10 protein-coding genes are annotated in these 13,279 nt (G+C 49.1%); 6 read left to right on the forward strand and 4 right to left on the reverse strand.

The window, feature by feature from the left end; genetic code table 11:
- Positions 1-54 precede the first annotated feature (54 nt).
- From uvrA to nhaA, 5 genes are all read left to right on the forward strand, one after another.
- Positions 55-2,910 (forward strand): excinuclease ABC subunit UvrA, encoded by a 2,856-nt coding sequence (gene uvrA, locus HMPREF0999_RS02710; RefSeq protein WP_005857289.1) that lies wholly within the window; start codon positions 55-57, stop codon positions 2,908-2,910.
- Positions 2,907-3,128 carry a hypothetical protein gene (locus tag HMPREF0999_RS02715; protein WP_005857287.1) on the forward strand — a complete coding sequence of 74 codons (222 nt, stop codon included), beginning with the start codon at positions 2,907-2,909 and terminating at the stop codon, positions 3,126-3,128. The genes uvrA and HMPREF0999_RS02715 overlap by 4 nt, the downstream gene beginning before the upstream one ends.
- A 3-nt stretch (positions 3,129-3,131) precedes the next feature.
- Positions 3,132-3,731 (forward strand): IMPACT family protein, encoded by a 600-nt coding sequence (locus HMPREF0999_RS02720; RefSeq protein WP_005862686.1) that lies wholly within the window; start codon positions 3,132-3,134, stop codon positions 3,729-3,731.
- Between the two features lie 107 nt (positions 3,732-3,838).
- The gene (locus tag HMPREF0999_RS02725) at positions 3,839-5,047 is read left to right on the forward strand and encodes a cation:proton antiporter (protein ID WP_005857283.1); all 1,209 of its coding nucleotides are present in this window, start codon (positions 3,839-3,841) and stop codon (positions 5,045-5,047) included.
- Between the two features lie 113 nt (positions 5,048-5,160).
- Complete coding sequence (nhaA, locus tag HMPREF0999_RS02730; RefSeq protein WP_005857282.1) at positions 5,161-6,522, forward strand: Na+/H+ antiporter NhaA; 1,362 nt, start codon at positions 5,161-5,163, stop codon at positions 6,520-6,522.
- A gap of 112 nt (positions 6,523-6,634) precedes the next feature.
- On the opposite strand, the gene HMPREF0999_RS02735 is transcribed toward nhaA, so the two are convergent.
- Both HMPREF0999_RS02735 and HMPREF0999_RS02740 read right to left on the reverse strand, forming a co-directional pair.
- Positions 6,635-6,886, reverse strand: a complete 252-nt coding sequence (locus HMPREF0999_RS02735) for a GlsB/YeaQ/YmgE family stress response membrane protein (protein WP_005857281.1) — start codon at positions 6,884-6,886, stop codon at positions 6,635-6,637.
- Between the two features lie 97 nt (positions 6,887-6,983).
- The gene (locus tag HMPREF0999_RS02740; RefSeq protein WP_009275111.1) at positions 6,984-8,750 is read right to left on the reverse strand and encodes a glycoside hydrolase family 13 protein; all 1,767 of its coding nucleotides are present in this window, start codon (positions 8,748-8,750) and stop codon (positions 6,984-6,986) included.
- Between the two features lie 105 nt (positions 8,751-8,855).
- On the opposite strand from HMPREF0999_RS02740, the gene HMPREF0999_RS02745 reads away from it, so the two are divergent.
- Positions 8,856-10,304 carry an alpha-amylase gene (locus HMPREF0999_RS02745; RefSeq protein ID WP_009275112.1) on the forward strand — a complete coding sequence of 483 codons (1,449 nt, stop codon included), beginning with the start codon at positions 8,856-8,858 and terminating at the stop codon, positions 10,302-10,304.
- 8 nt (positions 10,305-10,312) lie between these two features.
- Here HMPREF0999_RS02745 and pbpC read toward each other — a convergent pair whose 3' ends face one another.
- Both pbpC and HMPREF0999_RS02755 read right to left on the reverse strand, forming a co-directional pair.
- Positions 10,313-12,859, reverse strand: coding sequence for a penicillin-binding protein 1C (pbpC, locus tag HMPREF0999_RS02750; RefSeq protein ID WP_009275113.1), 2,547 nt, complete (start codon positions 12,857-12,859; stop codon positions 10,313-10,315).
- Entirely contained in the window at positions 12,831-13,268 is a 438-nt protein-coding gene (locus tag HMPREF0999_RS02755) for a DUF6078 family protein (protein ID WP_005857273.1), read from the reverse strand. Before HMPREF0999_RS02755 ends, pbpC begins: the two co-directional genes overlap by 29 nt.
- Positions 13,269-13,279 lie beyond the last annotated feature (11 nt).

Here is a 13,279-nt window from a genome sequence, read left to right on the forward strand (position 1 = left end):
TTGGCTTCTGTTTTTTTCGTATCTTTACGGCCCCTAAAACCAGATAGGTAAAAGATGATAAAAGATAAGCAGGCATTGGAAGGCGGGCGCATATCCATACTTGGCGCACGTGTTCATAATCTGAAGAATATAGATGTAGAGATTCCGAGGAATAAGTTGACGGTGATTACCGGCATGAGTGGTAGCGGCAAGTCATCATTGGCGTTCGATACGATTTTCGCCGAGGGACAAAGGCGGTATGTGGAGACATTCTCGGCTTACGCCCGGAATTTCTTAGGGAATATGGAGAGACCCGATGTGGATAAGATAACGGGCCTGAGTCCGGTTATCTCCATTGAGCAAAAGACAACCAATAAGAATCCTCGTTCCACTGTCGGTACGACTACCGAGATCTATGACTTTTTCCGTTTGCTTTACGCTAGGGCGGGAGAGGCCTATTCCTATTTGAGCGGGGAGAAGATGGTGAAATATACCGAGGATCAAGTCTTACGGCTGATCTTGGATGAATACAACGGGAAGAAAACGTATCTCTTGGCTCCGTTGGTCCGTAATCGTAAGGGGCACTATAAGGAACTTTTCGAGCAGATACGTAAAAAAGGATATCTGAACGTCCGTGTCGATGGCGAGTTGAAAGAGATCTTCCATGGGATGAAGCTGGATCGTTATAAGATGCACAGCATCGAGGTAGTGATCGATAAGATGATTGTCTCCGAGGCAGACGAGCGCCGTTTGAAAGAGAGCTTGAAGATCGCCATGAAGCAAGGCGATGGCCTTGTACTGATACTGGATGCCGAGACTAACGAGGTTCGCCATTATAGTCGTCGCTTGATGGACCCGGTGACCGGATTGTCTTACAGTGAGCCGGCTCCGCATAATTTCTCGTTCAACTCCCCTCAAGGAGCGTGTCCGAAATGTAAAGGCTTAGGACAGGTCAATTTGTTGGATATGGACAAGATCGTTCCCGATCCATCCTTAAGTATATATAGCGGTGGCATCGTCGCTTTGGGTAAATATAAGAATTCGTTGATATTCTGGCAGATTGAGGCGCTTTGCCAAAAGCATGGCGTGACGATCAAGACGCCTATACGGGATATTCCCGAGGAGGCGATGGACGAGATCATGAACGGTACGGACGAGCGGTTGCAGATCAAGAATGACTCGTTAGGATCGTCTAACTATTTTTTGTCGTATGAGGGAGTCGCCAAGTATATCTTGATGCAACAGGAGAGCGAGGCATCCGCCTCGGCGCAGAAATGGGCGGGACAATTCATCAAGATGGCCACTTGTCCGGAATGTAACGGCTGGCGATTGAATAAGGAGGCGTTGAGCTACCGGATAGCGGGAAAGAATATCGCCGAGTTGTCGGCCATGGATATCTCGGAATTATACGAGTGGCTGGAGGGTATCGAGGAGAAGCTGGACCCGAAACAGCTTCGGATCGCTACGGAGATATTGAAGGAGATACGCTCCCGCCTGCGCTTCTTGCTGGATGTGGGATTGGATTATCTTTCCATGAACCGGGGTTCCGCTACCTTGTCTGGCGGTGAGAGCCAGCGTATCCGTTTGGCTACCCAGATCGGAAGTCAATTGGTGAACGTACTTTATATATTGGATGAGCCGAGTATCGGTTTACACCAACGGGACAACGTCCGTTTGATTAATTCCCTGAAACAATTGCGTGATACGGGAAACTCCGTGATCGTCGTGGAGCATGATAAGGATATGATGCTGAGTGCCGATTACGTGGTGGATATGGGGCCTAAAGCGGGCCGTCTGGGTGGTGAGGTCGTCTTTGAGGGAACGCCCAAGGAGATGTTGCGTGTAGATACCTTGACCTCTTCCTATCTGAATGGAAACACGGAGATAGCCGTTCCTGCCGAGCGTCGGAAAGGCAACGGGCAGTTTATTACGATCAAGGGAGCCAGTGGCAATAACCTGAAGCATGTGGACGTGTCTTTTCCCTTGGGTACGCTTATTTGCGTCACGGGTGTGTCGGGTAGCGGAAAGTCTACCTTGATAAATCGCACGCTGCAACCGATCTTGAGCCAGCATTTCTATCACTCGCTGGAAGACCCCTTGGCATACGACGTCATCGAGGGAATCGAGCATGTCGATAAGATCGTGAATGTGGATCAATCTCCGATCGGTCGTTCCCCCCGGAGCAACCCAGCTACCTATACGGGGGTATTCTCGGATATCCGGAATCTGTTCGTGGAACTTCCGGAATCGAAGGTGAGAGGGTATAAACCGGGACGTTTCTCTTTTAACGTATCGGGCGGACGGTGTGAGACCTGTAAGGGAAATGGCTATAAGACGATCGAGATGAATTTCCTTCCGGATGTGCTGGTGCCTTGCGAGGATTGTCACGGCAAGCGATATAACCGGGAAACCCTAGAGGTTCGTTTTCGTGGGAAATCAATTGCGGATATCTTGGATATGACGATTAATATGGCAGTGGAGTTCTTCGAGAATATCCCGACTATCTTATCCAAGATCAAGGTCCTGCAGGATGTAGGTCTGGGATATATCAAGTTGGGGCAACCCTCTACTACCTTATCCGGTGGCGAGAGCCAACGTGTCAAGCTGGCTACCGAGCTGGCGAAGCGGGATACGGGAAAGACGCTTTATGTATTGGATGAACCTACCACCGGTCTGCACTTCGAGGATATCCGGGTCTTGCTGGGGGTATTGAACAAGTTGGTGGATAAAGGCAACACGATCATCGTTATCGAACATAACCTCGATGTTATCAAAAGCGCCGATTACTTGATCGATATGGGCCCCGAGGGCGGTCGCCGTGGAGGTAATGTCCTTTTCACAGGGACTCCGGAGGCTTTAGCGAAGAGTGGTGTCGGGTTTACGGCTCCGTTCTTGAAAGAAGAGTTAGATATAGCAAATAAGAAAAAATGAAGAATCCTATACAAATGATCAAGCAGTGCGTGGAGAAGGAGGAACCTTACTTCGTGCTGAGAGGGCAGGACGTATGTGCGTTGGCTGCCATAGAGACCTATTATGAGGAGGTGAGGAATAAGGTGAAAGATCCTTATTTCATCGAGGAGATCGAAGAGATCATGAAAGATTTCCGGGCGTACCGGGAGGAAGTGTCTAACACTAAAATACCGGATTGATTTATGGCAGACGACAGTTACAAGACCATCAAGCAAGTAGCCGAGGGATATTATACCGAGAAGCGCAGCCGCTTTATCTCGTATGCTATCCCCGTGCGTACGGTAGAAGAGGTGAAGGAGCAACTGGAGAAATACCGTAAACAATATTATGATGCCCGCCATGTATGCTGGGCGTATATGTTAGGTCCAGAGCGGCAGACGTTCCGGGCCAACGATGACGGGGAGCCTTCTTCCACGGCCGGGAAACCGATCCTCGGACAGATCAACTCGAATGAGCTGACCGATTTATTGATTGTCGTAGTACGTTACTTTGGTGGAATCGAGTTAGGAACCAGCGGGCTGATCGTCGCTTATCGCACGGCCGCCGCCGAGGCTATCTCCGCCGCAGAGATCGAGGAACGTACGGTAGACGAGGACATCACGGTCGTTTTCGAATATCCATACCTGAACGGGATCATGCGTATCGTAAAAGAGGATAACCCCGCTATCATCTCACAGAAGTTCGAGATGGATTGCGAGATGACGCTTCGTATCCGTAAAGGAGAGGCTGAACGCCTCAAAAATCGTTTGTTAAAGGTTGAGACCGCTTATCTAAAAGAGTAGCAAGCGATCAACTAATTCAATTTTCAATTGTTTTTTGTAGAGACAAGGCTCATGAGGAACCCTGCCCCTGCATTTTATTGTGTAAATATTAATATAGTTTTATCTGAATGAAAAAAGTTCTTTTATTCTCTTTTTTTCTAGTGTTGGGTTTGGTCGTGTCGCAAATGCTTCCCGCTATGGTTGGGGAACAGTATTCGCTGGTAAAGACGATCTCTAATACATTTTTGTTTATTTGCCTTGCGTTTATCATGATTAATGTGGGGCGTGAGTTCGAGATTGATAAGACCCGGTGGAAGTCTTATACCGAAGATTATTTCATAGCGATGGCTACGGCTGCGTTTCCGTGGATATTCGTGGCTTTATATTATATGTTTGTCTTGCTTCCGGGCGATTTATGGGGAAGTTGGGACGCTTGGAAGGAGAACCTGTTGCTAAGCCGGTTCGCCGCGCCTACCTCGGCGGGTATCTTGTTTACGATGTTGGCCGCCGCCGGGCTAAAAGCCTCTTGGGTATATAAGAAAGTACAGGTATTGGCGATCTTCGACGACTTGGATACGATCCTGTTGATGATCCCGTTGCAAATCATGATGATCGGCTTGCGCTGGCAATTGGGGGTCATTATTCTGGTTGTGGTATTGCTCTTGATCCTGGGCTGGAAGAAAATGGGATATTATAATGTACGTCAAGACTGGAAAGCCATCTTGTTCTATGCCGTTGTGACGTTTGGTATCACGCAAGTGATTTATCTGGTATCGAAACATATGTACGGGGAGGAGGCTAGCATCCATATCGAGGTACTTTTACCTGCGTTTGTCGTAGGTATGATCATGCGGCATAAGCATATCGATACCAAGATCGAGCATCAAGTGTCCGATTTTATCTCTTATCTCTTTATGTTCCTTGTCGGAGTGAGCATGCCGGTGTTTATGGGCGTGGATTTCGCTCAGCAAGCGGCGGAAGTAACTACGGTGACAGGTTCCCAGCCGATGATGTCATGGTCAATGATCGCTTTACACGTCGTAATCGTCTCATTCTTATCCAATATCGGTAAACTATTTCCTTTGTTTTTCTACCGTGACCGGATGAAACGGGAGCGTTTGGCGCTGTCTATCGGTATGTTTACCCGTGGAGAGGTAGGAGCCGGCGTTATTTTCATAGCCTTGGGATATGGATTAGGTGGCCCTATGTTGATAATTTCTGTGTTAACTATTGTGTTTAATTTAATTTTAACTGGTATCTTTGTCATCTGGGTAGAGAAACTCACACGCAGCGCTTATAACCTGGAGCAAGCAGGAAAAGCCAAAGCTGTCAATTAATAGAAAAAACACTTGAAGGTATTTCAAGATGATATCCCGTTTCCCTCTTGGGAGGGAAAGGGAATAGTCATAGTACGATCAATTGTTGAAGACCTTCATCTAACTTATTATTTATGGACCGTACGATTAATGTTATCCTTAAACCGTTGCGTCGCTTCGCTATACAGAAGCCGAACGCTAGTCTTTTATTGTTTGCCGCTACCATCGTTGCTATGGTCTTGGCCAATTCGCCTTGGGCAGATAGGTATCACCAGTTATTAGCTTTTCCAATCGATCTGCAAGCCGGGCAGTTTAACTTCTTTGCGCATCATGGCGAGACTATGTCTATGCTGGCTTTCGTGAACGACGCCCTTATGGCGGTTTTCTTTTTCGTGATCGGTCTGGAGATCAAGCAAGAGGTATTGATCGGTGAGTTGAGTTCCGTGCGGAAGGCGCTATTGCCTATTATCGCCGCCTGTGGTGGAATGATCGTGCCGGTCTTATTTTATATGTTAGTATGTAATACGCCTCCCGAGGTAAACGGGGCGGCTATTCCGATGGCTACGGATATCGCTTTCGCCTTGGCCGTATTGGGCTTGTTGGGGAAGCGGGTGCCGTTGAGCATGCGTATCTTCTTGACCGCCTTGGCTGTGGTGGATGATATTGGAGGTATCATAATTATCGCCCTGTTTTATAGCGGGCATATCGCTTTCGAGCCTTTGTTGATATCCCTGATAGTCCTCGCTTTGTTGTATGTGGGAGGAAAGTTCCGGGTACACAACCGATTGTTTTTCTATATCGGTGGCTTTATCGTTTGGTTGCTATTTCTGGAGTCAGGAATCCATCCGACAATCGCCGGCGTGTTGATCGCCTTTACGGTTCCTGCCCGTCCGGTTGTTAAGCTAGATGATTTCACGTGTGATATGACCGGGTATTTGAATATGCTGGACTATACCGAGGTTCGTCAGTCCCGTAAAGCGGAAGTGCTTACGCCTACACAAATTCAGGTATTGAATAACATCCATACGTTGGCGGATAAAACGATCAGTCCGTTGCAGACCATCGCTGATAAGTTGCATCCTTTGGTAAACTATGTGATACTTCCTTTATTCGCTTTCGTGAATGCCGGTGTGACATTCGGGGATATCCAACCCCAGACATTAGTTAATGTTCCGTTGGCAGTGTTCGTGGGCCTATTTGTAGGAAAGACATTAGGTATATTCTCTTTCTCTTACTTGTTCGCGTGTACGCCATTTGCCTCCATGCCTACAGGCATGAGCAAGCGTAATTTATTTGGAGTATCCATGTTGGGAGGAATCGGTTTCACGGTCGCTTTGTTTATAGCGAATCTTTCCTTTGACGGCAGTACGGCGGCGGGTGCCGATCTCTTGAATCAGGCGAAGCTGGGTGTATTCACGGGATCGTTTATATCCGGTCTTTGCGGTTATCTGGTATTGAAATGGGTTTTACCTAAAGAAAAAGTGGAAACGATCTAAATAAAAAGGCAGTCCGGCAAGGACTGCCTTTTACATTATATTATGCCGTAACTAAAGTTTCGTGAGATCTTGTTGCCATGTAATATATGATTTGATAATTGAGCACGCCTTCTTAAACCTCTTTGGATTTGTTGAATAGCGAGCCGATCCATAATAACAAAATAGCTCCGACCGTAGAGGTTATCAAGCTTCCTAAGATACCACCGGCCGATATGCCTAGTAAGCTGAATACCCAGCCACCCAATACACCTCCAATAATACCTAGGATCAAATTAACAATGACCCCGAAACCTCCTCCACGCATAATCTTACCAGCCAGATAGCCGGCAACGATACCGATGATAATAGACCAAATAAATCCCATAACGAATAGTTTTATATTTTATTTAAAAGTTCTGATGCTTTGTATTTAAACACATCCGAAAAGTCTTTGGTTGCGCTTTGTATCTCTTTTTAACGAATCATTCCAAAAGATCTAGCGAATCTATGAAGGATTCATAGACGGGATGGTTCAATTGAAAGACAATCGCTTCGAAAGGACGGAGCGTGATATCTTTTTGAGGCGCCATATGACTTCGGTCCCCGTAATTGTCCAATAGGACGTGTGCGTTACTCATATCTATCCCCGGAGTGGAGATTGCCGCCTTGGGGGAGAAATTGAGCATAATCAGATAAGTGTCGGCCCCAGTCTTGCGTAAAAAGGTATAGGATTGGGGATTCTCCGCATCCAGCAAATGATAACTGCCATAAATCAAACTCGGATTCTCCTTACGGAAACTGACTACTTTCTTAAAATAATTAAGTATGGAGGTCGGATCTTTTTCTTCGTCCGCTACGTTTATCCAAGTATAATCCGGATTTACCTTTAACCAAGGGGTTCCTGCCGTAAATCCCGTTTCCGGCGAGCGATCCCATTGGAAAGGAGTGCGGGCGTTGTCTCGTCCGGTCTCTTTCTGTTCGTCCAATACCGCCTGCGGATCTTTACCCTCTGCTTTCGCTTTCTTATAGCGGTTGATCGTATCGATATCGTTATAATCCTCGATACGGTCGAACCGAATGTTACGCATACCTATCTCGTCCCCGGCGAACCAATAAGGCGTTCCTCTCATCGTAAGCAGAAAAGTAATAAGCATCTTAGCGGACAAGGCCCTGAACTCATCCTTATCGCTACCAAAGCGACTGACCATACGGGGCTGGTCATGATTACCCAAGTAGATCGAGGGCCAACCCTTATCTACCGCCTTATCCCATTCCGTAAACATCTTCTTTAGGGCGATCAAGCTATAGTCTATACCGGATTCCGGATTGTCCGGTAGGGTTGTATTCCGGATACGGGCGGCGTCGAAATGATAAAGCATATTCAACTCTTCCCGGGCCGGATCGACAAATTTAGCGACATCATCTACCATCACGGCCGAACCTTCTCCAACACTCATACAATCGTATTTGCTTAATACCTGCCGATTCATCTCGTGAAGATAGAGGTGTAGGCGAGGCTCTTTGGCATAGAAAGAAAAGATATCCGGATATTTCTTGGAATCTATGAGAGGGAATGAGGGATCTTTGGCGATAAGAGAGATAGAATCCATGCGAAAACCGTCTATCCCTTTATCGAACCAGAAGCGCATCATATCGAAAATCTCTTGGCGTACCTCCGGGTTCTCCCAATTTAAGTCGGGTTGTTTCCGGGAGAAATAATGCAGGTAATACGAGTCGGTTGACTTGTTATACATCCAAGCGTTGCCTTCCTCGTCGAAATAGCTGAGGCGCAAGGGAGGCTCACCTTTCTCGGCCGGCCACCAATGGTAATAATTATAATAGGGATTATGTCTGGATTTACGGGCTTCCTCGAACCAAGGATGCTCGTCGCTGGTATGGTTTACTACCAAGTCCAGTACCAGTCGCATCTCCCGTTTATGAATCTCTTTCAGGAGGCGGTCGAAATCTTCCATCGTACCGAATTCCCGCATGATTTCCCGATAGTCGCTGATGTCGTAGCCATTATCATCGTTGGGAGAGAGAAAGATCGGGTTTAACCAGATGATATCCACACCCAAGCTTTGTATATAATCCAAGCGGGAGGTAATACCGTTTAAGTCACCGATTCCGTCGCCATCGCTGTCTTGAAAGCTACGGGGATAGATTTGATATATAATCGCTTCTTTCCACCAAGTCTTTTGAATGTCCTCTTGACCGGACGTACTCTCTGTAACATGCTTTGAATCCATCTTATTATTCTTTAGTTTTTTACTATAACAAAAGGAGGTGGTGGTTAGTTTCAGCAACTTATGACGCTTGAGAAGTGTTGTTTTATCAACAAATAGAAGAAACATATGGAAAATGGAGTAATGATGCAGTATTTCGAATGGAATCTGCCGAACGATGGAATGCTGTGGAAACGGCTGAAGGATGATGCCTCGCATTTACATGAGATCGGGATCAGCGCCGTATGGATTCCACCCGCTTACAAAGGCCATGAGCAAGCGGACGAGGGGTATGGAACCTATGATCTATATGATTTGGGGGAGTTTGACCAAAAAGGGACCATACGCACCAAGTATGGAACTAAACAGGAACTTCAAGAAATGATCGAGGAACTTCACCGGAACCAGATTGGCGTATATCTGGATGCCGTGATGAACCATAAGGCGGGAGCCGATTATACCGAGTGGTTTATGGCGCAAGAGGTAGATCCTGGGCAACGGGAAAACGCTACCAGCGAACCCCATGAGATAGAGGGATGGACTGGCTTCGACTTCCCGGGGCGTGGCAATATGTATTCTAATTTTAAATGGCATTGGTTTCATTTCTCCGGGACGGACTATGATGTGTCCCGCAAGAAGGAAGGTATATTCCAGATTCTGGGAGAGGGAAAACATTGGAGTGAGGGAGTCGATGATGAGAATGGAAATTATGACTATCTCATGTTCGCCGATCTGGATTTCGATAACCCCGAAGTCGTGCGTGAGATGCAGGACTGGGGGATCTGGGTATCGAACGAACTAAACTTGGACGGTATGCGCCTTGATGCGATCAAGCATATGAACGACCAGTTTATCAAGCATTTTCTGGAGGCGGTGAGAGCGGATCGGGGAGAGGGTTTCTACGCTGTCGGGGAATATTGGAAAAACGATACCGAATCGTTGGAGGCTTACCTGTCGCAAGTAGAATATAACGTGGATTTGTTTGACGTAGCCTTACATTATAACTTGAATGAGGCTTCCGAGAAAGGTCGTGACTATGATTTACGCGATCTATTAAAAGGGACCTTGGTCGAGATATGCCCGGATCAAGCCGTCACCTTCGTGGATAACCATGATTCCCAGAAAAACAGTTCTTTGGAGTCGCAGGTGAAGGATTGGTTCAAACCTTCCGCCTACGGTTTGATCCTGTTGATGAAGAAGGGGTATCCGTGTATCTTTTATGGGGATTATTATGGCGTAAAAGGGAAGAAATCTCCCCATCGTAAGGTATTGGATATGCTATTGCGTGCTCGGAAAGAATATGCGTACGGGGAAGAGGTGGATTATTTTGATCATCCGAACACGATCGGCTTCGTACGCTTGGGAGATCCGGGACATGCTGATTCGGGCTTGGCGGTGGTTATCTCGAACGGGGAAGATGGAGAGAAAACAATGTCTGTGGGGGAGAACCGGAAAGGCGAGGTATGGCATGAGATCACAGGCTCGGTAAAAGATACCGTGGCGATTGATGAGGAAGGGAAGGGCCGTTTCCTTGTCAAGGGAGGCAAATTGGCTGTTTGGGTCAAGGTCAAGGCTTAACGGATGCTTTACTTGACCTCGAATTGTATTTTCTTCTGGTTCCCCTCGTTGTCGATGAGAGTAAGGAGATGTTTTCCTTGGCCGACGGAGCAACTGATCTGGTGATTATCGGTGGTCTCTCCCAGATAGCTTTCGTCCAGATGCCAGTAAATCGTAGCATCACGGCGGGCGTGGGCGGCCTTGAAGATAAATTTCTCGGACTTCCCGGAGAAGCCTTTCGGAAGGTAGAGAATGGCGTTATGCTCGGGATAGATCAGTTCGATCTGGCGGTTCAGGTCTTGCCCGCAGCCGGGTTTTACCGGAGGGAGCGGGATATAATCGATGTGATAGTTGCGGTAGTAATACTCCTGCGCGGGAGGAAGCACGAACCACGGGCGGCTGATCATCCGGTCGACAGACTCGCAGGAACTATTGACCCTGTACCGTCTGTCCGCCGATAGATGCACGAGCTTATGGTAGGGGCAAATCCCCGTGTTATTGCCGGACAGCGGCATGTATAAGGTGTCCGTTTGCTCGCAGTAGGGCGAGGCTTTATGTCCGCTGTTCCGGCAGATCGCCATGGGAAGCGTCTCATCGTAGGGCAGGTCGAACCATTCGCCACCGGGCAATAGGGAAAAGAGATCGAAAAGGACCGGGGCGGCGTTGCCGACACCCGTAAGTCCCGGACGGCCCTCGCCGGAAGCGTTACCGGCCCATACGCCGACGACGTAGCGGGGAGTCGTGCCGATCGCCCAAGCGTCTCGTCCCCCGTAACTCGTCCCGGTCTTCCACGCTATCCGTTTCATCGACTCGAATTGTTGCCAGTCGGCCTCTTCCTCGGGACGGTTCAGGGCGGACATCGCCTCGAACGTGTACCACAGGGCCGCGGAGGAAAGGAGCGCCTTATCGGTGAGCCGGCTATCGGTAAGGGAACGGATAGGTTCCTTCCTCTCCGCCGGAAAGGGAGTCAGCGGATGGATATCCGCCGGATTATAGCGTCCGTTGTAAGTACGGTAATGTTTAAGCACACGAGACATGGAGGCATACATACCGGAAAGATCCCATAAGGTTCCCTCGGCCCCTCCCAAGATCAAGGAGGCCCCGTAATGTTCCTCGGAGAAACGTAAGGTAGTCATTCCCCACGATTTCAGTAAAGACATAAAGCGTCCGGTATTATACTGGGAGAGCATACGTACCAAGGGAACGTTCAAGGAGCGCTCTATGGCTACATGGGCCGGTACCGCCCCGTAGAATGTCTTGTTGTAATTATGGGGGGAGAAGCCATTTATATTCAAGGGCACGTCCGATACCAGCATGGAGGGGAGCAACAGCCCGTCGTGCAGCATACCGGCATACAGGAAGGGCTTGAGAATACTTCCCGTGCTGCGGGGCGAGGTGATGATGTCCACTTGGTTCCCCCGCCGCTCGTCGGCCGGATAGGTAGCGTTTCCGGCGTAGGCCAATACCTCCCCGGTCTCCACGTCCGCTACGATCGCCGCCAGATTATGGATATGGTTGGAACTGTATTCACGGGCATAACGGTTTACGAGGGCCTGTGTCTGCCGTTGCAGGGCTTGGCGGACGGAGGTTTGGATGCGTTGCCCCGGTTGTTCCGCGGCCAGTCTTTCTAACAGGTGAGGGGCATCATTAGGTAAAGGGAGAGGGGCTTCGGGAAGTGGCTCCATGCAGGCCAGCTCGTATTCGGTTTCCTCCAATACACCTTTCTTTTGAAGGGAAGCCAATAAGCGATCCCGCTTCTCCTTCAATTGTTTCCGGTTTCTCCCGGGGTGGATCAAGGCGGGGGAGTTGGGAAGAACCGCGAGCGTGGCGCTCTCGGCCCACGATAGCTCGGAGGCGCTTCGCCCGAAATAACGCCATGCGGCGGTCTCCAGCCCGATTACGTTTCCCCCGAAGGGAGCGTGCGAGGCATAGAGGTTCAGTATCTCTTGTTTGCTATGGGTGGTTTCCAGAAAGAGCGCCCAGCACATCTCGATCGTTTTCTCGTAGAAGGTACGGTCTTGGTTTCCTCTCGCTATGCGTGCCAATTGCATGGTCAAGGTACTTCCTCCGCTCACCACACGCCCCGCTTTCCCGTTCAAGCGGATCGCCCGGAAGATGGCGGCGGGGTCTATACCGGGATGGTAAAAGAACCGTTTATCCTCATACGTGAGCAAGCAATCCACGAATTTATCAGGCAAGCTATCCGCCGCCGGGAAACGCCATTGCCCGTCCGGTGCGATACGTGCGCCTAAAAGCTCGCCCTCGGCCGAATATAATAAGGTAGAGCAGGGGGCGGGAAATAATTGCCGGGGCACGATGCCATACATGACACACCACGCCGCCACGCCGATCCCCAAGAGGGATGCGAGGAGGCGCCATGGCACTCGTCCCGGCCTCGGTAATAGCGACTTGGATAGATGGCTGAGGCATCTGCCAGTACTCCGTAGGAAGTACTGTAGTACTGTGCGCAAAGTACTGCGGTACTCCTTACGAAGTACTGCGGTACTGTCCGGCTGAGTATTGCGGTACTTTATAAGGAGTACTGCCTCAATCATACCAATTGACACTCTCCTCATAATGATCGAACCTTAGCTCTTCCGTCACTCCGACCCTTCGCAAGGCGTTTAGCACGATCCTTTGCTCTTTAGGTGAGAGTGGAAATTCGCCCCTTCGCCGCTCGAAGTAGGGGTTACGTCCGAAATGGGACATGAGTATCGACATGAATTGCTGGTATTGCGCCGGGAACATCCGGCTCTGCATTCCGGTGAAACCCCGTGCGTAGGTGACGGGAGCGGAGTCTCGGAAGTAGGGGCAAGCCCCATCCCGGGTACAGAGGGTGGGGTTCAGCAGCCGTAATACGGTTGCCGGTTGTTCGATGAGCGGCCGGTAGGCGATCTGGTGCAGACACTTCTCGGCCCGAGGGCAATCTTGTTGCTGGCAGACGGCGTAGTCGATGGGGATTTCCTTGTGTAGTTTCTTGGGCATGATGTTGCTAT

Origin of the sequence: Parabacteroides sp. D25 (genome assembly GCF_000307475.1) — a bacterium.
In the GTDB taxonomy this organism is placed as follows: domain Bacteria; phylum Bacteroidota; class Bacteroidia; order Bacteroidales; family Tannerellaceae; genus Parabacteroides; species Parabacteroides distasonis.

What these genes read in the sequence shown, in the direction of transcription:
- HMPREF0999_RS02715 (WP_005857287.1), top strand. Translation starts at nt 2,907, where the DNA reads ATGAAGAATCCTATACAAATGATCAAGCAGTGCGTGGAGAAGGAGGAA.
- HMPREF0999_RS02735 (WP_005857281.1), bottom strand. Translation starts at nt 6,886, where the DNA reads ATGGGATTTATTTGGTCTATTATCATCGGTATCGTTGCCGGCTATCTG.
- HMPREF0999_RS02725 (WP_005857283.1), top strand. Translation starts at nt 3,839, where the DNA reads ATGAAAAAAGTTCTTTTATTCTCTTTTTTTCTAGTGTTGGGTTTGGTC.
- HMPREF0999_RS02755 (WP_005857273.1), bottom strand. Translation starts at nt 13,268, where the DNA reads ATGCCCAAGAAACTACACAAGGAAATCCCCATCGACTACGCCGTCTGC.
- HMPREF0999_RS02740 (WP_009275111.1), bottom strand. Translation starts at nt 8,750, where the DNA reads ATGGATTCAAAGCATGTTACAGAGAGTACGTCCGGTCAAGAGGACATT.
- HMPREF0999_RS02745 (WP_009275112.1), top strand. Translation starts at nt 8,856, where the DNA reads ATGGAAAATGGAGTAATGATGCAGTATTTCGAATGGAATCTGCCGAAC.
- nhaA (WP_005857282.1), top strand. Translation starts at nt 5,161, where the DNA reads ATGGACCGTACGATTAATGTTATCCTTAAACCGTTGCGTCGCTTCGCT.
- uvrA (WP_005857289.1), top strand. Translation starts at nt 55, where the DNA reads ATGATAAAAGATAAGCAGGCATTGGAAGGCGGGCGCATATCCATACTT.
- HMPREF0999_RS02720 (WP_005862686.1), top strand. Translation starts at nt 3,132, where the DNA reads ATGGCAGACGACAGTTACAAGACCATCAAGCAAGTAGCCGAGGGATAT.
- pbpC (WP_009275113.1), bottom strand. Translation starts at nt 12,859, where the DNA reads ATGAGGAGAGTGTCAATTGGTATGATTGAGGCAGTACTCCTTATAAAG.